The 23,841-nt window shown below is 72.5% G+C and carries 22 protein-coding genes; 4 read left to right on the top strand and 18 right to left on the bottom strand.

Going from position 1 to position 23,841, the window contains the following annotated elements; genetic code table 11:
- Positions 1 to 194: 194 nt before the first annotated feature.
- From ABD330_RS13465 to pyrR, 6 genes are all read right to left on the bottom strand, one after another.
- On the bottom strand, positions 195 to 1,292 hold the full coding sequence (locus ABD330_RS13465; protein WP_344464431.1) for a quinone-dependent dihydroorotate dehydrogenase: 1,098 nt from the start codon (positions 1,290 to 1,292) through the stop codon (positions 195 to 197).
- 83 nt (positions 1,293 to 1,375) lie between these two features.
- Positions 1,376 to 4,684, bottom strand: coding sequence for a carbamoyl-phosphate synthase large subunit (gene carB / locus ABD330_RS13460; RefSeq protein ID WP_344464429.1), 3,309 nt, complete (start codon positions 4,682 to 4,684; stop codon positions 1,376 to 1,378).
- A 2-nt stretch (positions 4,685 to 4,686) separates the two neighbouring features.
- Entirely contained in the window at positions 4,687 to 5,862 is a 1,176-nt protein-coding gene (carA, locus tag ABD330_RS13455; RefSeq protein ID WP_344464427.1) for a glutamine-hydrolyzing carbamoyl-phosphate synthase small subunit, read from the bottom strand.
- A complete protein-coding gene (locus tag ABD330_RS13450) occupies positions 5,859 to 6,479 on the bottom strand; it encodes a PH-like domain-containing protein (RefSeq protein ID WP_344464425.1) in 621 nt (206 codons plus the stop codon). The genes carA and ABD330_RS13450 overlap by 4 nt, the downstream gene beginning before the upstream one ends.
- Positions 6,476 to 7,780: a dihydroorotase gene (locus tag ABD330_RS13445; RefSeq protein WP_344464423.1), complete on the bottom strand. Its 1,305-nt coding sequence runs from the start codon at positions 7,778 to 7,780 to the stop codon at positions 6,476 to 6,478. Before ABD330_RS13445 ends, ABD330_RS13450 begins: the two co-directional genes overlap by 4 nt.
- Before the next feature lie 57 nt (positions 7,781 to 7,837).
- Positions 7,838 to 8,518 (bottom strand): bifunctional pyr operon transcriptional regulator/uracil phosphoribosyltransferase PyrR, encoded by a 681-nt coding sequence (gene pyrR, locus ABD330_RS13440; protein ID WP_344464421.1) that lies wholly within the window; start codon positions 8,516 to 8,518, stop codon positions 7,838 to 7,840.
- A gap of 365 nt (positions 8,519 to 8,883) precedes the next feature.
- On the opposite strand from pyrR, the gene bldD reads away from it, so the two are divergent.
- A complete protein-coding gene (bldD, locus tag ABD330_RS13435; protein ID WP_035795779.1) occupies positions 8,884 to 9,387 on the top strand; it encodes a transcriptional regulator BldD in 504 nt (167 codons plus the stop codon).
- 123 nt (positions 9,388 to 9,510) lie between these two features.
- On the opposite strand, the gene ABD330_RS13430 is transcribed toward bldD, so the two are convergent.
- From ABD330_RS13430 to ABD330_RS13410, 5 genes are all read right to left on the bottom strand, one after another.
- Entirely contained in the window at positions 9,511 to 10,386 is an 876-nt protein-coding gene (locus ABD330_RS13430; RefSeq protein WP_344464418.1) for a hypothetical protein, read from the bottom strand.
- Positions 10,387 to 10,641: 255 nt separating this feature from the next.
- A complete protein-coding gene (locus ABD330_RS13425; protein ID WP_344464416.1) occupies positions 10,642 to 11,478 on the bottom strand; it encodes a thioesterase family protein in 837 nt (278 codons plus the stop codon).
- Between the two features lie 160 nt (positions 11,479 to 11,638).
- Positions 11,639 to 12,085, bottom strand: a complete 447-nt coding sequence (nusB, locus tag ABD330_RS13420) for a transcription antitermination factor NusB (protein ID WP_344464414.1) — start codon at positions 12,083 to 12,085, stop codon at positions 11,639 to 11,641.
- A 2-nt stretch (positions 12,086 to 12,087) separates the two neighbouring features.
- Positions 12,088 to 12,651, bottom strand: a complete 564-nt coding sequence (gene efp / locus ABD330_RS13415) for an elongation factor P (RefSeq protein WP_344464412.1) — start codon at positions 12,649 to 12,651, stop codon at positions 12,088 to 12,090.
- Positions 12,652 to 12,719: 68 nt separating this feature from the next.
- Positions 12,720 to 13,826, bottom strand: a complete 1,107-nt coding sequence (locus ABD330_RS13410) for a M24 family metallopeptidase (RefSeq protein ID WP_344464410.1) — start codon at positions 13,824 to 13,826, stop codon at positions 12,720 to 12,722.
- Positions 13,827 to 13,937: 111 nt separating this feature from the next.
- Here ABD330_RS13410 and ABD330_RS13405 point away from each other — a divergent pair, with 111 nt between their 5' ends.
- Positions 13,938 to 14,300 carry an ArsR/SmtB family transcription factor gene (locus ABD330_RS13405; RefSeq protein ID WP_344464408.1) on the top strand — a complete coding sequence of 121 codons (363 nt, stop codon included), beginning with the start codon at positions 13,938 to 13,940 and terminating at the stop codon, positions 14,298 to 14,300.
- A gap of 20 nt (positions 14,301 to 14,320) precedes the next feature.
- On the opposite strand, the gene ABD330_RS13400 is transcribed toward ABD330_RS13405, so the two are convergent.
- A complete protein-coding gene (locus tag ABD330_RS13400; protein WP_344464406.1) occupies positions 14,321 to 15,148 on the bottom strand; it encodes an ATP-grasp domain-containing protein in 828 nt (275 codons plus the stop codon).
- A gap of 147 nt (positions 15,149 to 15,295) precedes the next feature.
- Between ABD330_RS13400 and ABD330_RS13395 the strand changes: the two genes are divergently transcribed.
- On the top strand, positions 15,296 to 16,414 hold the full coding sequence (locus ABD330_RS13395) for an NADH:flavin oxidoreductase (RefSeq protein ID WP_344464404.1): 1,119 nt from the start codon (positions 15,296 to 15,298) through the stop codon (positions 16,412 to 16,414).
- Between the two features lie 32 nt (positions 16,415 to 16,446).
- On the opposite strand, the gene ABD330_RS13390 is transcribed toward ABD330_RS13395, so the two are convergent.
- The gene (locus tag ABD330_RS13390) at positions 16,447 to 17,256 is read right to left on the bottom strand and encodes an Fpg/Nei family DNA glycosylase (RefSeq protein WP_344464402.1); all 810 of its coding nucleotides are present in this window, start codon (positions 17,254 to 17,256) and stop codon (positions 16,447 to 16,449) included.
- Positions 17,257 to 17,626: 370 nt separating this feature from the next.
- On the opposite strand from ABD330_RS13390, the gene ABD330_RS13385 reads away from it, so the two are divergent.
- Positions 17,627 to 19,306, top strand: coding sequence for an alpha-galactosidase D (locus tag ABD330_RS13385; protein WP_344464400.1), 1,680 nt, complete (start codon positions 17,627 to 17,629; stop codon positions 19,304 to 19,306).
- Positions 19,307 to 19,499: 193 nt separating this feature from the next.
- Here ABD330_RS13385 and ABD330_RS13380 read toward each other — a convergent pair whose 3' ends face one another.
- From ABD330_RS13380 to aroC, 5 genes are all read right to left on the bottom strand, one after another.
- Positions 19,500 to 20,222, bottom strand: a complete 723-nt coding sequence (locus tag ABD330_RS13380; protein WP_344464398.1) for an AAA family ATPase — start codon at positions 20,220 to 20,222, stop codon at positions 19,500 to 19,502.
- 131 nt (positions 20,223 to 20,353) lie between these two features.
- Positions 20,354 to 20,794: a type II 3-dehydroquinate dehydratase gene (gene aroQ, locus ABD330_RS13375; RefSeq protein WP_344464396.1), complete on the bottom strand. Its 441-nt coding sequence runs from the start codon at positions 20,792 to 20,794 to the stop codon at positions 20,354 to 20,356.
- Entirely contained in the window at positions 20,791 to 21,879 is a 1,089-nt protein-coding gene (gene aroB, locus ABD330_RS13370; protein WP_344464394.1) for a 3-dehydroquinate synthase, read from the bottom strand. The genes aroQ and aroB overlap by 4 nt, the downstream gene beginning before the upstream one ends.
- A complete protein-coding gene (locus tag ABD330_RS13365) occupies positions 21,876 to 22,430 on the bottom strand; it encodes a shikimate kinase (protein ID WP_344464392.1) in 555 nt (184 codons plus the stop codon). Before ABD330_RS13365 ends, aroB begins: the two co-directional genes overlap by 4 nt.
- On the bottom strand, positions 22,430 to 23,614 hold the full coding sequence (gene aroC / locus ABD330_RS13360; RefSeq protein WP_344464389.1) for a chorismate synthase: 1,185 nt from the start codon (positions 23,612 to 23,614) through the stop codon (positions 22,430 to 22,432). Before aroC ends, ABD330_RS13365 begins: the two co-directional genes overlap by 1 nt.
- Positions 23,615 to 23,841: the final 227 nt, after the last annotated feature.

Genomic DNA, 23,841 nt, shown 5'->3' with positions numbered 1-23,841 from the left:
CAGGACCGGGTACCCCCCAGGGGCGCGGGTTCACCGTTCAGGACCGGTTACCCCCAGGGGCGCGGGGAACTGCGCGACCAGGGCACAACGTCCGTGCACGGTTGCGCGCGCAGTTCCCCGCGCCCCTGATGTGGTTCCCCTGAGCTGTACAGTCCCGCGCCCCTGCTCTGGTTGCTCCTCTGCCTACAGTGCCCCTAGGCCTTCGCGGTGCCGACCGCCTCGGCGATGCTGCGGAAGCCGCTCGCCCGCAGTCGGGCCGACAGGCCCTTGTGCATGCGCCGCATCCAGAACGGCCCCTCGTAGATGAACGCGCTGTACCCCTGCACCAGGTCGGCCCCGGCCAGGATCCGCTCCCAGGCGTCGTCGGCCGTCTCGATGCCGCCCACGGCGATCAGCGTCAGCCGGCCCTCGGTGCGGGCCCGCAGCCGCTGCAGGACCTCCAGCGAGCGCTCCTTGAGCGGTGCGCCGGAGAGCCCGCCCATGCCGATCTCCTCGATCCGCGCGGCGGACTCCTTCAGCCCTTCGCGGCCGATCGTGGTGTTGGTGGCGATGATGCCGTCCAGGCCGAGGTGCAGGGCCATGTCGGCGATCTCGTCGATGTCCTCGTCGGCCAGGTCGGGGGCGATCTTGACCAGCAGCGGCACGTGGTGCGAGGTCGCCTTGTCGGCGGCCTGCCGGACGTCCCAGAGCAGCGGGCCCAGCGTGGAGACGGCCTGCAGGTTGCGCAGCCCGGGGGTGTTCGGGGAGCTGACGTTGACGACCAGGTAGTCCGCGTGGGCGGCGAGCCGCTCGGTGCTCTTGACGTAGTCGGCGGTGGCGTCGGCCTCGTCGACCAGCTTGGTCTTGCCGATGTTGACGCCGACCACCGGGGTGGAGGAGGTGCGGACGCGGGTGGCGAGCCGGGCGGCGACCCGCTCGGAGCCCTGGTTGTTGAAGCCCATCCGGTTGATCAGCGCGCGGTCCTCGACCAGCCGGAACAGCCGCGGGGTGGGGTTGCCCGGCTGCGGCTCGCCGGTGATGGTGCCGATCTCCACGAAGTCGAACCCGAGCATCGACAGCCCGTCGATCCCGACGCCGTTCTTGTCGAACCCGGCCCCGAGCCCGAACGGGCCGGGCAGGTCCAGCCCGAGCGCGGTGGTGCGCAGCGCGCGGTCCTGCGGGGCCAGCACCAGCCGGACGAGCTGCTTCAGGCCCGGCACGGAGGCGGCCAGCCGGATCCAGAAGAAGCCGAGGTGGTGGGCCTTCTCCGGGTCCATCTTCTTGAAGACGAGGTTGAACAGGAGCTTGTACAAGGGCTGGGCCTTCGCTCAAGAGGGGGCGGTCGGGCGGGCATGGCAGTGGGGGGCACCAGAAGGTGCCCCCCACCAGAGTGGTGCTACTTGCGGCCTGCGTTGATGAGCGCCGCGTGCTCCTGGAGCGACATCACCCCGACCTCGCCGCGCAGCAGCGCGTCGATGCCCTGGACGGCCGCACCCATCGCCTGGACGGTGGTCAGGCACGGGACGCCGCGCGAGACGGCGGCGGTGCGGATCTCGTAGCCGTCGAGGCGGCCGCCGGTGCCGTACGGGGTGTTGATGATCAGGTCGACGTCGCCGTCGTGGATCAGCTGGACGATCGTCCGCTCGCCGTTCGGGCCCTCGCCCTCGCTGTGCTTGCGCACCACGGTGGACGGGATGCCGCCGCGCTGCAGCACCTCGGCGGTGCCGGAGGTGGCGAGCACCTCGAAGCCCAGCTCGACCAGCGCGCGGGCCGGGAAGACCAGGTTGCGCTTGTCGCGGTTGGCGACGGAGACGAAGACCTTGCCCTTGGTCGGCAGCGCGCCGTACGCGCCGGACTGCGCCTTGGCGTACGCCGTGCCGAACACCTTGTCGATGCCCATGACCTCGCCGGTCGAGCGCATCTCCGGGCCGAGCACGGTGTCGACGCCGCGCCCGTAGATGTCGCGGAAGCGGCTCCACGGCATCACGGCCTCCTTGACGGAGATCGGGCAGTCGGCGGGCAGCGTGCCGCCGTCGCCCTCGGCCGGGAGCAGGCCCTCGGCGCGCAGTTCGGCGATGGTGGCGCCGAGCGAGATCCGGGCGGCGGCCTTGGCCAGCGGGACGGCCGTCGCCTTGGAGGTGAACGGCACGGTCCGCGAGGCGCGCGGGTTGGCCTCCAGGACGTAGAGGATGTCGCCGGACAGCGCGAACTGGATGTTGATCAGGCCGAGCACACCGACGCCGCGTGCGATGGCCTCGGTGGAGGTCCGCAGCCGCTTGATGTCGTAGCCGCCGAGGGTGATCGGGGGCAGCGCGCAGGCGGAGTCGCCGGAGTGGATGCCGGCCTCCTCGATGTGCTCCATGACGCCGCCGAGGTAGAGCTCGGTGCCGTCGAAGAGCGCGTCGACGTCGATCTCGACCGCGTCGTCCAGGAAGCGGTCGATCAGCACCGGGTGCTCGGAGATCAGACCGGCGTGCCGCTCCAGGTAGGAGGCGAGCGAGGGCTCGTCGTAGACGATCTCCATGCCGCGGCCGCCGAGCACGTAGCTCGGGCGGGCCAGCACGGGGTAGCCGATCTCGTCCGCGATCGCCTTGGCCTCCTCGAAGGAGAACGCCGTGCCGTGCTTGGGGGCCGGCAGGCCCGCGTCGCGCAGCACCCGGCCGAAGGCGCCGCGCTCCTCGGCGAGGTCGATCGCCTCGGGCTGGGTGCCGACGATCGTCACACCGTTGTCCTTGAGCGCCTGGGCGAGGCCCAGCGGGGTCTGGCCGCCGAGCTGGACCAGGACGCCCGCGAGCGGGCCGGCCTGCTGCTCGGCGTGCACGATCTCCAGCACGTCCTCCAGGGTGAGCGGCTCGAAGTAGAGCCGGTCGGAGGTGTCGTAGTCGGTGGAGACGGTCTCCGGGTTGCAGTTGACCATGACGGTCTCGTACCCGGCCTCGGCGAGCGCGAAGGAGGCGTGCACGCAGGAGTAGTCGAACTCGATGCCCTGGCCGATGCGGTTCGGGCCCGAGCCGAGGATGATCACGGCGGGCTTGGTGCGCGGCGCGACCTCGGTCTCCTCGTCGTAGGACGAGTAGAAGTACGGGGTCTTGGCGGCGAACTCGGCGGCGCAGGTGTCGACCGTCTTGAAGACCGGGCGGATGCCGAGCGCGTGCCGGACCTCGCGGACGACGTCCGGCTTGAGGCCCCGGATCTCGCCGATCTGCTGGTCGGAGAAGCCGTGCCGCTTGGCGTGGCGCAGCAGCTCGGGGTCGAGCTTGTCGGCCTCGGCCAGCTCGGCGGCGATCTCGTCGATCAGGAAGAGCTGGTCGACGAACCACGGGTCGATCTTCGTGGACTCGAACACCTCCTCCTGGGTGGCGCCGGCCCGGATGGCCTGCATGACGGTGTTGATCCGGCCGTCGGTGGGGACCTGGGCCTTCGTCAGCAGCTCGTCCTTGTCGCCGGGCTCGCCGACCCAGCTGAACTGCGAACCCTTCTTCTCCAGCGAGCGCAGCGCCTTGTTCAGCGCCTCGGGGAAGTTGCGGCCCATCGCCATCGCCTCGCCGACCGACTTCATGGTCGTGGTCAGCGTGGCGTCGGCGCTCGGGAACTTCTCGAACGCGAAGCGCGGGACCTTGACGACCACGTAGTCGAGCGAGGGCTCGAAGGAGGCCGGGGTCTTCTCGGTGATGTCGTTGGGGATCTCGTCCAGCGTGTAGCCGACGGCCAGCTTGGCGGCGATCTTGGCGATCGGGAAGCCGGTGGCCTTCGAGGCCAGCGCCGAGGAGCGGGAGACGCGCGGGTTCATCTCGATCACGATGATCCGGCCGTCGACCGGGTTGATCGCGAACTGGATGTTGCAGCCGCCGGTGTCGACGCCGACCTCGCGGATGATCGCGATGCCGATGTCACGGAGCGTCTGGTACTCACGGTCCGTCAGGGTCAGCGAGGGCGCGACGGTGATGGAGTCGCCGGTGTGGACGCCCATCGGGTCGAAGTTCTCGATCGAGCAGACGACCACGACGTTGTCGTTGCGGTCGCGCATCAGCTCCAGCTCGTACTCCTTCCAGCCGAGGATGGACTCCTCCAGGAGCACCTCGGTGGTCGGGGAGAGCGCCAGGCCCTGTCCGGCGATGCGGCGCAGGTCCTCCTCGTCGTGGGCGAAGCCGGAGCCGGCGCCGCCCATGGTGAAGGAGGGGCGGACGACGACGGGGTAGCCGCCGAGGGTCTCGACGCCCGCCATGATCTCGTCCATGGTGTGGCAGATCACCGAGCGGGCGGACTCGCCGTGGCCGATCTTGGCCTTGACCGCCTCGACCACGCCCTTGAAGAGCTGGCGGTCCTCGCCCTTGTGGATCGCCTCGACGTTGGCGCCGATCAGCTCGACGTCGTACTTGGCGAGGGTGCCGTTCTCGTGCAGCGAGATCGCGGTGTTGAGCGCGGTCTGCCCGCCGAGGGTCGGCAGGAGCACGTCGGGGCGCTCCTTGGCGATGATCTTCTCGACGAACTCCGGGGTGATCGGCTCGACGTAGGTGGCGTCGGCGATCTCCGGGTCGGTCATGATCGTGGCCGGGTTGGAGTTGACCAGGATCACCCGCAGGCCCTCGGCGCGCAGCACGCGGCAGGCCTGGGTCCCCGAGTAGTCGAACTCCGCCGCCTGGCCGATCACGATCGGGCCGGACCCGATGACCAGGACGGACTTGATGTCGGTGCGCTTCGGCACGGTCAGCTCCCTGCGGTGGTGCGGGCCGGGGCGCCGGCCATCAAGTCGACAAAGCGATTGAACAGGTAGGCCGCGTCGTGCGGGCCTGCTGCCGCTTCCGGGTGGTACTGCACGCTGAAGGCGGGCGTGTCCAGGCACTGGAGGCCCTCGACCACGTCGTCGTTGAGGCAGACGTGGGAGACCTCGGCGCGCCCGTACGGGGTGTCGCTGACCTTGTCCAGCGGCGCGTTCACGGCGAAGCCGTGGTTGTGCGCGGTGACCTCCACCTTGCCGGTGGTGCGGTCCTGGACGGGCTGGTTGATGCCCCGGTGGCCGTACTTGAGCTTGTAGGTGCCGAAGCCCAGCGCGCGGCCGAGGATCTGGTTGCCGAAGCAGATGCCGAACAGCGGCGTCCTGCGCTCCAGCACGCCCTGCATCACCGCGACCTGGTGGTCGGCGGTGGCCGGGTCACCCGGGCCGTTGGAGAAGAACACGCCGTCGGGGGCGACCGCGTAGATGTCCTCGACGGTGGAGTTGGCGGGCAGCACGTGCACCTCGATGCCGCGCTCGGCCATCCGGTGCGGGGTCATGCCCTTGATGCCGAGGTCGACGGCGGCGACGGTGAAGCGCTTCTCACCGATGGCCGGGACGACGTACTTCTCGGTGGTGGCGACCTCGGCGCAGAGGTCCGCGCCCTTCATCTCGGGGGCCTGCTGCACCCGGGCGAGCAGCGCCGCCTGGTCGGCGAGCGCCTCGCCGGAGAAGATGCCGACCCGCATCGCACCGCGCTCGCGCAGGTGGCGGGTGAGCGCGCGGGTGTCGATGCCGCTGATGCCGACGATGCCCTGGGCCGTCAGCTCGTCCTCCAGCGAGCGCTGCGAGCGCCAGTTGGAGGAGACCCGGGAGGGGTCCCGGACGACGTACCCGGCGACCCAGATCTGCTTCGACTCCGGGTCCTCGTCGTTGACGCCGGTGTTGCCGATCTGCGGGAAGGTCATCACGACCACCTGGCGGTGGTACGAGGGGTCGGTCAGGGTCTCCTGGTAGCCGGACATGCCGGTGTTGAAGACCGCCTCGCCGAAGGTCTCGCCGACGGCGCCGTACGCCTGGCCGCGGAACGTCCGGCCGTCCTCCAGGACGAGCACGGCAGGCACACGCTCCCGCCTGAGGCGCTGTGTGGTGGGGGCAGGTGCGGTCATTGGGCGGCCTCTTCCGTCTTCGTCTTCGTCGTACGTGTTGCGAGTCGTGTGACCGCCTCGACCCAGGCGGCGTGTTCGTCGGGGTGGTCGGCCCGGAAGCCGGAGTCCAGCTCGGTGCCCTGGAGCGTCCAGGTGACGACCAGCAGGCCGGCCGGGACGACCTTGCCCGCGATGCCGGAGTCCTGCCGGGCGCCGGTCAGGTCGGCGGCGGGGATCCAGAAGTCGGTGTCACCCGGGCGGCGGACCAGCAGGCCCTGCTCGGTGAGGGTCAGCTCGGCCAGGCTGCGGGTGCCCAGGCCGTGCGCGACGACCCGGTCCAGCCAGTTCCCGGCGGTGGTGGAGCCGTGGTAACGGCCGGTGGTCTCCAGCAGCGCCGTACCGGGGTCGGCCGGGACGGCGGGCAGCGCGGGGAGGTCGGACTGCAGGGTGCGGCGCCAGTTCCAGCCCTGCCGCATCAGCCAGTAGACCAGGCCGATCAGGATCAGCAGGCCGACGGCCCAGCCGATGTACCCGGGCCAGTCGGTGACCTTGGCCTGTTCCTTCGCGAGGTCGAGGTTCGCGAGGTCGAGGTGCGCGGGGCCGAAGCCGGCGGGGCCCGCCGCGAGGTGGCCGCTCATGCGAGCTCACCCGGCTCGACCAGCTCGCCGGCCAGCACGGTCGGCACGCCGCGCAGGAAGGTCGCGCGGACCCGGCCCGGCAGTTCGAGGCCCCGGAAGGGGGTGTTGCGGCTACGGGTCGCGAAGGTCTCGGCGTTCACCGTCCCACGGTAACCGGGATCGAAGAGCACGAGGTTCGCAGGCTCGCCGACCGCCACCGGACGGCCCTGGCCGGTGAGCCGGCCGATCCGGGCCGGGCGGTGCGACATCCGGTCCGCGACGCCCTCCCAGTTCATCAGGCCGGTGTCGACCATGGTCTGCTGGACGACCGACAGCGCGGTCTCCAGGCCGACCATGCCCATCGCGGCGACGGCCCAGGCGCAGTCCTTGTCCGCGTCGGGGTGCGGCGCGTGGTCGGTGGCGACGGCGTCGATGGTGCCGTCGGCGAGCGCCTCGCGCAGCGCCAGTACGTCGTTCTCGGTGCGCAGCGGCGGGTTGACCTTGAAGACCGGGTCGCCGGAGCGGACCATCTCGTCGGTCAGCAGCAGGTGGTGCGGCGTCACCTCGGCGGTGACGTCCCAGCCCTGCGACTTCGCCCAGCGGACGATCCGGACCGAGCCGACGGTGGAGAGGTGGCAGACGTGCAGCCGGGCGCCGATGTGCGAGGCGAGCAGCACGTCGCGGGCGATGATCGCCTCCTCGGCGACGGCCGGCCAGCCCTCCATGCCGAGTTCGGCGGAGACCGCGCCCTCGTTCATCTGGGCGCCCTCGGTGAGCCGGGGCTCCTGGGCGTGCTGGGCGACGACGCCGTCGACGGTCTTGACGTACTCCAGCGCGCGGCGCATCAGCGCCGCGTCGTCGACGCACTTGCCGTCGTCGGAGAAGACCCGGACGCCGGCGGCGGAGTCGTGCATCCCGGCCAGCTCGGCGAGCTGCTTGCCCTCCAGGCCGACGGTGACGGCGCCGACGGGGTGCACGTCGCAGTAGCCGGAGTCCTTGCCGAGCTGCCAGACCTGCTCGACCACGGCGGCGTGGTCGGCCACCGGGGTGGTGTTGGCCATCGCGTGGACGGCGGTGAAGCCGCCCATGGCGGCGGCCCGGGTGCCGGTCAGGACGGTCTCGGCGTCCTCCTTGCCGGGCTCGCGCAGGTGGGTGTGCAGGTCGACCAGGCCGGGCAGCACGATCAGGCCGTGCGCGTCGATGTCGACGTCGGCCTCGGCGGTCAGGCCGGTGCCGATCTCCCGGACGAGACCGTCGGCGATCAGGATGTCCTGCGGGGCGCCGCCGAGGATCTGGGCGTTGCGGATCAGGTAGCTGGTCACAGGGAGGTCTCCGGGTGGTCGGTGCGGGTGTCGTCTTCGGTGTCGAGCTTCACCCGGTTACTCCCCCGAGTCCTGGTCGGCGCGCTGGTCGCTCCCACGACCGGCCTGCGGTCCGGCCTGCGGAGCGGCCTGCTGGTCGGCGGCGAGGGCCTGCGAGGAGCGGGCCGCGTAGTCGCGGTCGCCGACCAGGACGGCGTCCCGCCCGTCCACGTCGGAGAGCTGGACCTGGACGGCCTCGCGCAGCGAGGTGGGCAGGTTCTTGCCCACGTAGTCGGCGCGGATCGGCAGTTCGCGGTGCCCCCGGTCCACCAGCACGGCGAGCTGGACGGCGCGCGGACGGCCGATGTCGCTCAGCGCGTCGAGCGCGGCGCGGATGGTGCGGCCGGAGAAGAGCACGTCGTCGACCAGGACGACCAGCTTGCCCTCGACGCCGCCGGGCGGGATCTCGGTGTGCTCCATGGCGCGGGCGGGCTTCAGCCGCAGGTCGTCCCGGTACATCGTGATGTCCAGGGTGCCGAGCGGGATGTCGCGGCCGGTGATCTGCGCGAGCTTGTCGTGCAGGCGGCGGGCGAGGTGGACGCCGCGGGTGTGGATGCCGAGCAGGACGACGTCCTCCGCACCCTTGCCGCGCTCCACGATCTCGTGGGCGATCCGGGTGATGACCCGGGCGACGTCGGTGGCGTCCAGCACCTGGTGCGGCGGACGCAGGCCTTCGGGACTTGTGCTACGTGTGGTCATGCCGAAGCCGACCTCCTTCCCCGCCTCACTGGACGGGCCTTAAAGGATGTCTTTGGGGGTGGCCGTACCGGTCTCGCCGGAAGCCGCAGCCATCCTAACAGCGCGATCAGCGGCACCGGCGCACCCCGGTTCCGCTTGCCGACACCTCAGGTCAACCCGGCTGACCAGCAACGGTTAACGTGCCGGACGCGGGCTATTCGCACGACTGCCCCATTCGGCTTGACTCGAATACCTCACTCTACGTAACCTCACAGTGAGTTACGAGACGCCCGACGAACCGGCCGGTAGCAACGGCGGATCGGCGGTCCGGCACCTCCGTCACTCGTACCGTACTCAACGCGAAGCAATCTCGTCCGGGGAGACCAATGTCCAGCGACTACGCGAAGCAACTCGGGGGCAAGCTCCGAGCGATCCGCACTCAGCAGGGGCTCTCCCTGCACGGCGTCGAGGAGAAGTCCCAGGGCCGCTGGAAGGCTGTCGTGGTCGGCTCCTACGAGCGCGGCGACCGCGCGGTCACGGTGCAGCGCCTGGCCGAGCTGGCGGAGTTCTACGGCGTGCCGGTCCAGGAGCTGCTGCCCGGCGGCACCCCGGGCGGCGCGGCCGAGCCGCCGCCGCGCCTGGTCCTCGACCTGGAGAGACTGACCCAGGTGCCGTCCGAGAAGGCCGGCCCGCTGCAGCGCTACGCGGCGACCATCCAGAGCCAGCGCGGCGACTACAACGGCAAGGTGCTCTCGATCCGCCAGGACGACCTGCGCACCCTCGCCGTGATCTACGACCAGTCGCCGTCGATCCTCACCGAGCAGCTGATCAGCTGGGGCGTCCTGAACCCGGACGCGCGGCGCGCCGTCCGCGACGAGGACGCCGGCTGACCGCTGGGCGCTTGCAGAAACGTCACTCTCCGGGCAACCGGTGAGCTAGTAGGGGCGCGTGGGAGTACCTCCCACGCGCCCCTGTCGTCGGCCGGCCGGGTGCCCGGCCGCCGGCGGAGCCGCTCAGCAGACCCCGTCGAGGCTGAACCCCGGCCGTGCCTCGGTGCCGTCCAGGCTGACGGTCGCGGGCTGGTAGCCGTGGCCCGTGCTCTGCCAGGCCCAGGCCACCTGCCGGTACTCGCCGCAGGCGTCCGCCGACCCCTGTGACCCGGCGAGCAGCGCCGCACCGGGCAGCTCCAGGGCCAGCCCCGCGCAGAGGACCGCACAGACCAGGTCGAGTTCCTCGTCGTTGAGCCGGAGCACGCCGTCCTCCCAGTGCAGGATCCGCGCCTCCGCCTCCAGCAGCCCGCCCGGCGCGTCCACCGTGCAGCGGAACCGGAACACGCCGCACCCGGCACCGAGCAGTATCCGCCGGAACAGGTCGGCCCCCTGCTGGTACGCCCGGCGGACCCCGGGATCGAGCCCCTCCTCCGGCGCGGACAGCCCGCCGTCCAGCAGCAGGTCGGCATGGCGCATCGTCAGGCCGCTCTCCCGGGCCCGGACCAGGCGCGGGATGAAGTCGCCCGAGAGCTCCTCGCCCTGGTACGGGACCAGCTGGGTCTGGAGCGGCGGGTTCACCAGGTAGCGGTCCCGCGCGGCGGGGTCGGCGGGGTCGAGCCGGTGCAGCAGGCAGAAGTCGGTGAAGTCCCCGGGGTGGAACATCCGGGCCTGGACGACTCCGAAGGCCCGCCGGGCGTCGGCGAGCAGGACGGCCGTGTCCAGCAGGTAGCTGTCGAAGTCGGCCGCGTCGGTCAGCCGCCACGGCCGGGCCCGCTCGAAGTCCTCCGGGCCGGTCAGGATGCCCGTCAGGAACACCTGGCCGTCCCGCCGGTCCTGCCCCCGCCCCGGGGTGACGGCGGCACAGCGGGCGACGCGGGGATTGCGGCCGATCCGGGGCATCGGGACTCCTGGGGCTGGCGGTACGAGAGCGGCGGCGCTGCCGCTGCCCCTCTTCCTCCCCGCCGCCGCGAGCCGCACACGCACCGGATGTCACAGCCCTGTAACCGACCGTGATACCGGGAGCGTACGGAAGCACCGCAGGCGACGCACAGCCACCTCAAGGGCGCGCAGAACCGCACGCGCAACCGTCCGTGTACGCCGTGCGCCGGCCGCACGGCCCCGGCGCCCCAGGGGGAACCCGTGCTCCCGGAAGGGCTACCGGACCCGGGGGGCCCGGGCCAGCTGGCGGGACTGCGCCACCAGGCGGTCGGCGGAGTCCCAGATCTCGGCGTCCTCCTCGAAGTAGCCGTCGGCGAGGTTGCGGGTGGCGTGGCTGACGCGCAGCCAGCCGGGGGCGGGCCGGGCCCGGAGGTGGACGGTCAGCTCGACGGTGGGCGCCCAGCCGGGCATGCCGAGGTCGAAGGCGGCCGGCGGGAGGGCGTCGGCGGCCAGCAGGAGCAGCAGCGGGTCGGGCTCGCGCCCGTCGGCGAGCTTGAACCACCCCTGGATGCGCCCGGCCCCGGAGGGCTTGCCGAGGGCCCAGCCGACGGTGGCCGGGTCGAGCCGCAGGTCGAGGCGTTCGAGCAGCGCGGCCTGGTCGATCATCGACTTCGGGGCGTCCGCCAGGCCGACGCACTGCTCGGGCGGCGGCAGCTGCGGCGGCCGGGCGGAGGTGTGCACGCCGCCCGGGCCGGTGCCGAGCTCGCCGTAGGTGGCCAGCACCCGCAGCCGCTCCTCGCCGTCCTGGAGCATCGAGGCGGTACCGGTGGACAGGCTGCGCCCGCGCCGGACCGGCTCGGTGCGGACCTCGACCGGCCCGGGGCGGGCGGCCGAGAGGTAGTGGCCGGTGATCGAGACCGGGTCCGGGTGCCCGCCGTCCGCGCCGTGCCGGAGCGAGAGCGCGTGGCCCGCGACGGCCAGCAGCAGGCCGCCGTTGATGCCGCCGCCGATCTGCCAGCCGGGGTCCAGCGCACCGTGGTAGCGGCCCGGTTCCGCCGGGGCGGGGGCCAGGGCGATGCCCCGGTCGAACTCACTGCGGATCGCGGTGGTCATGGGTGTGGGGCCCTTCACTCCGAGGTTACCGATCAGTAGCCAACATACGCCAGAGCCGCGCCGCCACGAAGCGCGGGGAAGGGCCCGGAACACGCGGAGGCCGCCGGACCAGGAGGCCCGGCGGCCTTCGCGAGGAACGTGGAGCGGGGAGGGCGAGGTGCTACTCGGCCCGGCGGAGGATGGAGGGCTTGAGCTCCAGGAACCGCGCGAGCAGACCGTTGACGAAGGCCGGCGAGTCGTCCGTGGAGTACTCCTTGGCGATCTCGACGGCCTCGTCCAGGACGACCGCGTCCGGGACGCCGTCCTCCCAGATCAGCTCGTAGGCGCCGAGGCGCAGGACGTTGCGGTCCACCACCGGCATCCGGTCGAGCGTCCAGCCCACGGCGTACGTGGAGATCAGCTCGTCGATGCGACGGGCGTACTGGACGTACCCCTCGATCAGCTGCATGGTGTACTCGCCGACCTGCGGCGTGCCCTCGTCCGGCTTCGGGTCGCGCGCGCGGCCCACCCAGTCAGCGAGCACGCGCTGGGGGTCGATACCGCGCTGGTCGGCCTCGAAGAGGATCTGGAAGGCTCGCGTACGGGCCTTGCTACGTGCGGCCGACACTTTTACTTGACCCGCCCGAGGTAGCTGCCGTCGCGGGTGTCGACCTTGATCTTCTCACCGGTGACGATGAAGAGCGGGACGGCGATCTCCGCACCGGTCTCCAGGCGGGCCGGCTTGGAGCCACCGGTGGAGCGGTCACCCTGGACGCCCGGCTCGGTGTGCTCGATGACCAGCTCGACGGAGGCCGGGAGCTCGATGTAGATGGCCGAGCCCTCGTACATGGCGACCAGGGCCTCGAAGCCCTCCAGCAGGTAGTTGGCGGCGTCGCCGACGACCTTCGGGTCGACCATGATCTGGTCGTAGGTGTCCGTGTCCATGAACACGAACTGCTCGCCGTCCTTGTAGGAGAACTGCATCCCACGCTTGTCGACGGAGGCGGTCTCGACCTTGGTCCCGGCGTTGAAGGTCTTGTCGACGACCTTACCGGTCAGGACCTCCTTGAGCTTCGTACGCACGAAGGCCGGGCCCTTGCCGGGCTTGACGTGCTGGAACTCTACGACGGACCACAGCTTGCCACCGTCGAGCTTGAGGACCATGCCGTTCTTGAGATCGTTCGTGGAAGCCACGGGCGCACTTACTCCTGATATAGCTGTCAAGGAACCAAGGGGTGCGGCCTGACCCCGCGTCAGCGGGGCTACAGGGCGAGGAGCTCCTTGGTCGTGATGGTGAGCAGCTCGGGCCCGCCCTCTTCGAGAGGACGTACCACGAGCGTGTCCTCGATCCGGACCCCGCCCTTGCCCGGGATGTGTACCCCTGGGCCGACGGTGACCGGCACGCGATTGTCCAGTTTACCCATGTCCGAGGGCCCGAGACGCGGCGCCTCCCGGATCTCCAGCCCGATGCCGTGCCCGAAGGGGTGCGGAGAGCCCTCGGAGTGCCCCGCCGCCTGGAGGATCGCCCGGGCCGCCTGGTCCGGCGCCTGCTGCGCGACACCGGGCCCGAGCGTCTCCCGGGCGGCCCGCTGGGCCCGGAAGACCAGCCGGTGCAGGTCGACCTGCCAGGGCGCCGGGGCCGCTCCGATCACGAAGGTACGGGCGGTGGAGACCGCGTAACCCCGGTAGCGGGCCCCGAGCACGACGGTCAGGAAATCGCCCTCCTCGACCCGCCGGTCGGTCGGCTGGTGGGCCGCCTGGCCGGAGTGGGTGCCGGTGCCGACCGAGACCGGGAAGGCGGCGCGGTCGGCGCCGTGGTCGATCATGCGCCGCTCCAGCTCCATCGCCAGGTGCCGTTCGGTCCGCCCCACCAGGATGGACTCCAGCAGCTCGCTCAGTGCCTGGTCGGCGATCTCGGCGGCGATCCGCAGGTCGGCGATCTCGTGCTCGTCCTTGACCACCCGCAGCCGCTCGACCGTCTCCCCCAGGTCCCGCAGCCGCGCCCCCGCCGCCACCTCGGCGACCGCCCGGTGGCGGGCGACGGTCAGGTCGTGCTCCTCGACCGCCAGGTCGCGCACCCGCAGCCGGGCGGCGGCCTCGGCGGCGGCGGGCGCGGTGTCCGCCTCGCCCGGGACGAACAGCTGGGTGAGGTCGCCGCCGAGCAGGTGCTCGCCGGTGTCGTCCGGCGGCAGGTCGTCCGGCAGCGCCAGGACGGCGCGCTCACGGGTCAGCAGCAGCGTCGCCCCGCAGGGCGCGCAGCCGGTCAGGTAGCGGACGTTCGCGGGCCGGGTGACCAGCGCCGCATCGGCCCCCGAGGCACTGCAGTGTTCCCTCAGGCGCTCACGCCGGACCGCGTACGCATCAGCCATGCCCCGAGCCTACGGACGGCCCCGGCAAGCCGCCCGTCGAGCCGTCCGTCGGTGGGGCCGGGGTGTGCGCGGGGGGTCCGGCGCCCGTCGGCAGCTGCCAGAATGCAAGGCATGCATCTCGTCCCCGCCGACCGGGCGGACCACCGGACCATCGACGGACACCGGGTCTGCGAGGCCATCGCCGCCATCGGTGACCCGGAGCACATCCGCAGCTGGGCCGAACGCTTCGCCCTGCTCGCCGACCCGGGCCGGCTGGCCCTGCTGCTCGCCCTGCACGAGACCGGCCCGCTCGCGGTCTCGGACCTGGCGGTGGCCACCGGGATGCGCGACCCCGCCGTCTCCCAGGCGCTGCGCCTGCTCCGCGCGGCCGGGCTGGTGGCCGGCGACCGTGACGGCCGGGTGGTCCGCTACCGCCTGGTGGACGTCGCGATCGCCGAGGTGCTGGCCCACGGGGTGCTGGGGCACCGGGACTGACCGCTCGGGACGCCGGCCGCTCAGGACGCCAGGAAGCCGTGCAGCGAGGCCGTGAAGGCCGCGACGAAGGCGGAGCGGGTCGGCTCGTCCAGCAGGTCGAGGGAGAGGTACGGGTTGAGGTCCTCCAGTTCGACCAGCAGCAGGCCGCCCGCCGCCGTCCGGCAGGCGTCGACCCGCTGGATGCCGTGCGCGAGGGTGTTCCAGTCGATGAACCCCCGGGCGAACTCCAGGTCCGCCGGGGTCGGGTCGTAGCACTCCAGCTCCCAGCGCCGCTCCGGGTCGGGTGCGTACAGCGCGTACTGGAACGTCCGGTCGACGAAGTAGAACGAGACCTCGTACCGGAAGTCGACGCGCGGCTGCACCAGCAGGCCCTCCAGCGGCCGGACGGCCAGCTCCTGCGGGGAGAGGATCTCCAGGCCGATCGAGTCGGCGCCCTGCTCGGGCTTGACCACGTACGAGGCGGCCTCGGGCAGCCGGCCGAGGCCCGCCCGCCCGTCGGCCGTGGGGATCACCGGGTGACCGGCGGCCGTCAGCTCCACCAGGTACCGCTTGCCCGCCATGTCGGCCCGGCCGGTCAGCGGGTTGTAGACGCGGGTGCCGCGGCGCAGCGCCTCCGCCCGGAAGGCGTCGTACCGGTCCTGGTAGTGCAGGACCGGGCCGCTGTTGCGGACCACCACCGCGTCGAAGCCGTCCATCAGGGCCACCGCGTCCAGCGGGTGGCACAGGGCCGGGGCGAAGTCCGCCGACAGCAGGGCGGAGAGGCGGATGTCCTCGTCGCAGTACCGCCGGCCACGGGCCTGGTAGGCGAGGTCGGTGACGTACAGCAGGCGGGGCTTGGCGGGTGACATGCGGGCCACTCTGGCACCCTCGCCGGACGGAAGCCAGGGAGCCCAGCCGCCGGCCGCCCGGGAATCGGAGCGGCGGGTACCGGGTTGGCCACAGATGGCCGTCGCCCGGACGGCCCAGTCACCTGCCGACCGGAAGTGGATGTACCGATGTCCAGCAGCTCGACCGCACGTGCCATGGATGTGCTCGCCCGCCCGTTCTCCCTCGGGAGCCTGGAGCTGCGGAACCGGATCGCGATGGCGCCGATGACCCGCGAGTTCTCCCCCGGGGGCGTGCCCGGCGAGGACGTGGCGCAGTACTACGCCCGCCGCGCGGCGGCCGGGGTGGGCCTGATCATCACCGAGGGGACGTACGTCGACCACGCCTCGGCGGGCACCAAGGGCGGCGTCCCCCGGTTCCACGGCGCGGACGCGCTGGCGGGCTGGGCCGGTGTGGTGGACGCGGTGCACGGGGTGGGCGGGAAGATCGTGCCGCAGCTGTGGCACGTCGGGATGGCCCGCACCGCGGGCGCCCCGCCGGTGCCCGAGGCTCCCCGGGTCGGTCCCTCCGGGATCCCGCTGGACGAGACGGAGCACGGCCACGCGATGACCCAGCAGGACCTGGACGACGTGGTCGCGGCCTTCGCCGCCGGGGCCGCGGCGGCCGAGGCGCAGGGCTTCGACGGCATCGAGATCCACGGCGCGCACGGCTACCTTGTCGACCAGTTCCTCTGGGAGCGCACCAACCGCCGCACCGACGCCTACGGCGGCGACATCCCCTCCCGGAGCCGGTTCGCCGCCGAGATCGTGGCGGCCGCCCGCGCGGTGGTCTCACCGGACTTCCCGATCATCTTCCGGATGTCCCAGTGGAAGATCGGCGGCTACGACGCCAAGCTCGGCACCTCGCCGCAGGAGCTCGAAGCCGTCCTCGCCCCGCTCACCGAGGCGGGCGTCGACGCCTTCCACGCCTCCACCCGCCGCTACTGGCTGCCGGAGTTCGACGGCTCGGACCTCAACCTCGCGGGCTGGGTCAAGAAGCTGTCCGGCAAGCCCACGATCAGCGTCGGCTCGGTCGGCCTCGACAACGAGTTCACCAAGGCGTTCCAGGGCGAGGGCGGCGGCGTCACCGACATCGACGCCCTGCTCGACCGGCTGGAGCGGGACGAGTTCGACCTGATCGCGGTCGGCCGCGCCCTGCTGGGCGACCCCGAGTGGGCCGCCAAGACGCTCGGCGGCCGCGCGGACGAGCTCAAGCCCTTCAGCCCGGCGGCGCTGCGCACGCTGTACTGATCACCCTGTAACGAGCGGGGACTGACGGTCTGTCAGCGCTGCTGGCAGCGCGGGCACCAGAACAGGTTGCGGGCGGCGTGCGTCTCGGTCCGGACGCCGGTGCCGCAGACCAGGCAGGGCAGGGCGGCCCGGCGGTAGACGTAGACCTCGCCGCCGTGGTCGTCCACCCGGGGTGGCCGGCCCATCGCCTCGGGGGTGTGCTCGGGGCGGACGGTGTCGATCCGGCCCGCGACCGTGCCGTCCCGCATCAGGGCCGCCAGGTCGGCCCAGATCGCGTCCCACTCCGCCCGGGCCAGGCCACGGCCCGGGCGGTGCGGGGCGATGCCGAGCCGGAACAGCACCTCGGCGCGGTAGACGTTGCCGACCCCCGCCAGCACCTTCTGGTCCATCAGCAGCGCGGCCACCGTGCTGCCGCTGCGGGAGATCCGCTGCCAGGCGGCGTCCGGGTCGGCATCCGGGCGCAGCGGGTCGGGGCCCAGGCGGGCGTGCACGGCGGCCTTCTCGGCCGGGGTGAGCAGCTCGCAGGTGGTCGGGCCGCGGAGGTCGGCGTACGCGTCGTCGTTCTCCAGGCGCAGCCGGACCAGGCCGACCGGTGTGGGGGCCGGCCCGGCGCCGAAGGTGAAGCCGCCGTAGAGGCCGAGGTGGATGTGCAGCCAGGACTCCCCCTCGAAGCCGAGGAAGAGGTGCTTGCCGTGCGCCTCGGCCCCGGCGAGCAGTTGGCCGTCGATGAGCTTCGCGCCCTCCGCGAAGCGGCCCTGCGGGCTGGAGACGCGGGCGGCCCGGCCGCCGAATGCCTTGCGGTTCTCGGTGGCGAGGCGGTGGATGATGTGGCCTTCGGGCACGTGCGGCAGCTCCCCCGGGAGTTCGATGCGAGACGTCCATCATCGCAGCCGCCACCGACAGGCCGGCCGCCCCATCGGACCCCTCCACCTCGGGGAACCCTCCGGGGCGTCCCCGGGGGCGGCGACGAGATCTCGGGGCGGCCGTTTTCGACCAAAGCCTTGACACAGGGGTGAGCGGAGCCGTTCGATGTCACTCGCCGTGTTCGATATCGTCGAATTCTGGCTAGTAATGTTCACTTCTGGTAGTTGCTGGTACCTCACTTCCTCCTCGCCGTCGAGCTGCTGCCGCTGAGTCACGGCCGGGCGGCGGGACAGAGCCGCCGGCGGTCCGGGAGGTGCGGTGGGCCGGCGTCAGGGATAGGGGAAGCGGATGGCGACAAGGACGAATCGGGCCTCGCGGCTGCGGCGGGCGGCCGTGGCGGCGGCGGGGGTTCTGGTGGCAGGGGTCGGCGCGGTCCCGGCCGCGGCCGCCGCCACCCCGGCACAGCTGCTCCAGGTTCCGCCCATGGGGTGGAACGCCTGGAACACCTACGGGTGCGGCGCGACCCAGTCCCTGATCGAGTCGGTCGCGGACAGCCTGGTCGCGAACGGCATGCGGGACGCCGGATACCGGTACGTCAACGTCGACGACTGCTGGATGACCCGGGACGCCAACGGCAACCTGACCGGCAACTCCCACTACCCCGACATGAAGGCCCTCGGCGACTACCTGCACGCGCGGGGCCTGGGGTTCGGCATCTACGAGTCGCCGGGCGCCAAGACCTGCGCGGGGTACGCCGGCAGCGCCGGGCACGAGGTCAACGACGCCGGCACCTTCGCGTCCTGGGGCGTCGACTACCTCAAGTACGACTACTGCGAGAGCGCCTCCTCGCTGTCCGCCCAGACCGCCGACTTCGCCAGGATGCGCACCGCGCTGCAAGCCACCGGCCGGCCGATCGTCTTCAGCATCAACCCCAACAGCGGCAGCAACACCGGCGCGGGCGTCACGCGGGACTGGGGCGACGTCTCCGACCAGGTGCGCAGCACCGAGGACATCGGGGACCAGTGGTGGGGCCAGAGCTGGCCCAACGGGATCGCCAACATCATCACCGAGAACGCCACGCTGGCCTGGCGGGCCGGGCCGGGCTCGTTCAACGACGCGGACATGCTGGAGGTCGGCAACGGCGGGCTCAGCACGACCGAGGAGCAGACCCACTTCGCCATGTGGGCGATGATGGCCTCGCCCCTGATCGCGAGTGCCAACCCGGGCAGCATCAACGCGACCTCGCTGGCGCTGCTGAAGAACCCGCGGCTCATCGCGATCGACCAGGACACCCTGGGCCTCCAGGCGAGGGTCGTGGGCGGGAGCCGGCTGGTCAACTCCTCGGGGTCGCTCGTCCTCGCGAAGCCGCTCGCCAACGGGGACGTCGCGCTCGCGCTCTACAACGGGTCCGACAGCGCGCAGACCCTGAGCGCCTCGCTGGCCGCCGTGGGCCTCCCCGGCACGGGCACCTGGACCGACCAGTACACCGGCAACGTCGTGCAGACCGGCGCCGCCCTCACCACCCAGGTCCCGGCCCACGGCACCGCCGTCTACCGGGTCACCACGCCCGGCGCCCCGGCCTCCTGGTACACCACGTTCGTCAACCCCACCGCAGGCGCCCGGAGTTACGAAGCCGAGGACCCCGCCCACTCGATCGTGGCGGGCCGCTGGACCGGCAACTCCGGTGCGGTCTTCGCGGCCTGCCCGGCCTGTTCGGGCGGCCAGAAGGTGAGCTGGATCGGGGGGACGAACAAGCTCTACCTCAACGGTGTCTACGCCCGGAACGCCGGCACCTACCCGGTCACCGTCCAGTACGTGAACGGGGGCGGCGCTCGCGACGCCTCGGTCTGGACCAACGGCGGGAACCTGCAGAAGGTCTCGTTCTCCGGGAACGGCGACTGGAACTCGACCCAGACGGCGACCGTGCAGCTGACGCTGAACGCGGGTTACAACACCGTCAGCTTCGGCAACGAGTACGGCGGTTGGGCCCCCGACATCGACAGGATCTCGGTGCCCGCCACCGGCTGACCACGCGGTCCGCGGACCGCGCGCGGCCGTTCCCACGCCGGGGCGGGCACGACCATCACCCGTGCCCGCCCCGGCATCGCTGCGACACCACCGGCGCGGCTTCGGCTGCCGCGCGGCACCGGGCTCGCGCGGTTCCGCCCGCCGAGGGGCGCGAGGCCGGCCAGGAGCGCGAGGCCGGCCAGGCGGGCGGGCCTCAGGCCGGGAGGCCGGCCAGGCGGGCGGTGATGACCTGGTCGAGTGCGGCGGCGGTCGCCGTGACGTCCAGCTGGGAGTTGTCGATGATCGGCAGGCCGGAGTTGTACCAGCCGGCCATCCGGCCGTGGATGCGGGCGACCTCCTCGTCGGCGAGCCGCCGGTTCCCGTCCCGGCGGGCGTTGCGGGCCAGCACGGAGTCGAGGCCGGGCAGCAGGACGACGGGGATCATGCCGGGGCCGATGTGCCGCTTCCAGCCGCCGAGGCCGACGGCCGGGCGGTCGGGGAAGACCGCGTCGTCGATGATGCAGGAGATCCCGTTGGCGAGGTAGTTGCGGCAGGCGAAGCCGCAGGTGCGGCGGGCCAGCCGGTACTGGGCCTCGGAGGCATTGTTCCAGCCCGACTGCGGGTTGGCGAAGCCCGCCTGCACCCACTCGCGGACGTCGTCCAGGCTGATGTGGGCGGTCGCCGTCGGGCGGCGCTCGGCCCAGTGCCGGGCGACGGTGGTCTTGCCCGCGCCCGCCGGGCCGATCAGCAGGACGGCGAGCGGGCCGGCGGCGGCCGGGTGGGCGGGGATCTGCACCGGCGCGCCGTTCGGCAGCGGGAAGTGCCCGGTCAGCACCGGCGGGCCGGGCGGCGCGGTGGCGGGCGGCGGCGGGTACGACTGGTGTCCGCCGGTCCGGGCGACGGGTCCGGGAGGCGGCCCGATCGGTCGCGGCGGCATCTGCCCGCCCCCTGCGTACTGCGACACTGCACCTCCCGACGGCTCCGGACGAGCCCCGCCCGGGACACTACACGTCGGCCCGGTGGCGGGGACAGTCCGCCACCGGGCCTCTGATCAGGCTTGATCAGCTGTCAGCGGGTCGTGAGCTGCTCCGCGACGGCGCGCAGCGCCAGCTCGTAGCTGCCGATGCCGAAGCCCGCGATGGTGCCCGAGGCGACGGCCGCGATCACCGAGGTGTGCCGGAACTCCTCGCGGGCGTACGGGTTGGAGATGTGCACCTCGATCAGCGGGGCGGTCCGCTGGGCGGCGGCGTCGCGCATCGCGTACGAGTAGTGCGTGAAGGCGGCCGGGTTGAGCACCACGGGTGTCCGGTCGTCGGCCGCCTGGTGCAGCCATTCGACCATCTGCTGCTCGGAGTTGGTCTCGCGGACTTCGACCTCGAAGCCGAACTCCTTGCCGAGCGCGGTGCAGCGCTCGACCAGCCCGGCGTACGAGGTCGCGCCGTAGACGTCCGGCTCCCGGCTGCCGAGGCGGCCGAGGTTCGGTCCGTTCAGCACCAGGACGCGGGTCATGACGAGACCTCGGCGTACGCGCCGACCAGCAGCGACGGGTCCGGGCCCTCCAGCACGGAGGTCTTGCCGAGGCCGTCCAGCACGATGAAGCGCAGCAGGTCGCCGCGCGACTTCTTGTCGATCTTCATGGCGTCCAGCAGCTTCGGCCAGGCGTCGGCACGGTAGCTCAGCGGCAGGCCGACCGAGGCCAGCACGGTGCGGTGCCGGTCGGCCGTCTCGTCGTCCAACCGGCCTGCCAGGCGGCCGAGTTCGGCGGCGAAGACCATGCCGACCGAGACCGCCGCGCCGTGCCGCCACTTGTAGCGCTCGTTGCGCTCGATGGCGTGGGCGAGGGTGTGGCCGTAGTTGAGGATCTCGCGGCGGCCGGACTCCTTGAGGTCGCCGGAGACCACGTCGGCCTTGACCTGGATGGCCCGGCGGATCAGCTCGACGGTGTGCTGCCCGGCCGGCGTCCTGGCGCCCTCCGGGTCGGCCTCGATCAGGTCGAGGATCACCGGGTCGGCGATGAAGCCGCACTTGACGACCTCGGCGAGGCCGGAGACGTAGTCGTGCTTGGGGACGGTGTCCAGCGTCGCCAGGTCCGCGAGCACGCCGACCGGCGGGTGGAACGCGCCGACCATGTTCTTGCCCTCGGCGATGTTGATGCCGGTCTTGCCGCCGACCGCCGCGTCCACCATGCCGAGCAGCGTGGTGGGCATCGAGACCCAGCGCACCCCGCGCAGCCAGGTGGCCGCGACGAAGCCGGCCAAGTCGGTGGTCGCGCCGCCGCCCAGGCCCACGATCACGTCGGTGCGGGTGAAGCCGGTCTGCCCGAGCACCGACCAGCAGTACGCGGCGACCTCGGCGCTCTTGGCCTCCTCGGCGTTCGGCACCTGGAGCAGGATCGCCTCGTAGCCCTCGGCGGCCAGGTCCTCGCGGATCGCCTCGCCGGTGGCCTCCAGGGCCTCCGGGTGGATGATCGCGACCCGGCGGGCCTGGGTGCCGATCAGCCCGCCCAGCTCGCCGAGCAGCTGGCGGCCGATCAGCACGTCGTACGGGTCGGCTCCGGCGCTGCCACCGACGTGGATGGTGACGGTGTCGCTCATGCGTTCTTCTCCAGTGCTTCGAGTGCGGCGTCGGCGACCTGCTCCGGCGTCCGGCCCTCGGTGTCGATCACGACTGTGGCCACCTCCAGGTAGAGGGGGCGGCGGGCCTCCATCAGCTCCCGCCAGGCGGCGCGCGGGTTGACCGCGAGCAGCGGGCGCGGCGCGTCCAGGCCGACGCGCTTGACGGCGTCGCCGAGCGCGACCTCCAGGTACACCACCCGCAGGCCCGCCAGCAGCGTACGGGTGGCCTCGGCCAGCACCGCACCGCCCCCGAGGGCGAGCACGCCGTCGTGGGTCCCGGCGGCCTCGCGGACGGCCCGCACCTCCAGCTCGCGGAAGTGCGGCTCGCCCTCGTCGATGAAGATCTCGGGGATCGGCTTGCCGGCCAGGCGCTCGATGTCGGCGTCGGTGTCGCGGAAGGCGACCCCGAGGCGGTCGGCGAGCAGCCGCCCGACGGTGCTCTTGCCGGACCCGGGCGGGCCGACCAGCACCAGGACGGGGGCGGTGCCCCCGCCCGTCGGGGCGCCCGGACGGGCGCTGCCCTCGCTCATCAGCGGACGATCAGGTTGTCGAGGTAGCCCTGCACGTTGCGGCGGGTCTCGGAGACGTTGTCGCCACCGAACTTCTCGCTCACCGCGTCGGCCAGCACCAGCGCGACCATCGCCTCGGCGACGATCCCGGCGGCCGGCACGGCGCAGACGTCCGAGCGCTGGTGGTGCGCCTGGGCGGCCTCGCCGGTGCGGGTGTCGATGGTCCGCAGCGCGCGCGGGACGGTCGCGATCGGCTTCATCGCGGCGCGCACCCGCAGCAGCTCGCCGGTGGACAGGCCGCCCTCGGTGCCGCCGGAGCGGCCGGAGGTGCGCTTGACGCCGTCCGCGGTCGGGACGATCTCGTCGTGCGCCTGGGAGCCGGGGATCCGGGCCAGGTCGAAGCCGTCGCCGACCTCGACGCCCTTGATCGCCTGGATGCCCATCAGCGCGGCGGCGAGCCGGGCGTCCAGGCGGCGGTCCCAGTGCACGTGGCTGCCGAGGCCGGGCGGCAGGTTGTAGGCCAGCACCTCGACCACGCCGCCGAGGGTGTCGCCGTCCTTGTGGGCCTGGTCGATCTCGGCAACCATCCGCTTGGAGGCGTCGGCGTCCAGGCAGCGCACCGGGTCCTCGTCGAGGCGGGCCTCGTCGGAGGGCAGCGGCAGCACGCCGGCGGGGGCCTTGGCGGCGGCCAGCTCGACCACGTGCGAGACCAGCTCGATGCCGCAGGTCTCCTTCAGGTACGAGCGGGCGACGGCGCCGAGCGCGACCCGGGCGGCCGTCTCGCGGGCGCTGGCGCGCTCCAGGATCGGGCGGGCCTCGTCGATCGAGTACTTCTGCATGCCCGCGAGGTCGGCGTGGCCGGGGCGGGGGCGGGTGAGCGCCTCGTTGCGGGCCAGGTTCGCCAGGACCTCCGGGTCGACCGGGTCGGCCGACATGACCTGCTCCCACTTGGGCCACTCGGTGTTGCCCACCATCACGGCGACCGGGCTGCCCATGGTGAGGCCGTGCCGGACGCCACCCAGGAAGGTGACCTCGTCCTGCTCGAACTTCATCCGGGCGCCGCGGCCGTAGCCGAGCCGCCGCCGGGCGAGCGCGTCGGCGACCATCGCGGTGGTCACCGGCACGCCGGCCGGCAGACCCTCCAGCGTCGCGACCAGTGCGGGGCCGTGCGACTCCCCCGCCGTCAGCCAGCGCAACGTACCCAACGGAGCTCCTTCGTCAGCGGCCCGGCGCGCGGGTGCGGCCGGCCAGGCGTTCGTACCAGGCTTTCGTACCAGGCGTTCGTGCGGCGGGCCCCGAGCCCGGGGCACCGCGCACTGCCACGATCTTTTCATGCCCGGGGGCCCGCCGGTCGCCTGGTCCGGGTAGCGGACACCCCTTGTTCACGGCCGCGCCCCATCCGAACGGCGCAGTCTTCTGCGGCATCCGACGG

Origin of the sequence: Kitasatospora kazusensis, assembly GCF_039529945.1 — a bacterium.
GTDB lineage: Bacteria > Actinomycetota > Actinomycetes > Streptomycetales > Streptomycetaceae > Kitasatospora > Kitasatospora kazusensis.
The sequence above is the reverse complement of the archived record's forward strand: the minus strand, read 5'-3'. Positions and strand labels throughout refer to the sequence as shown.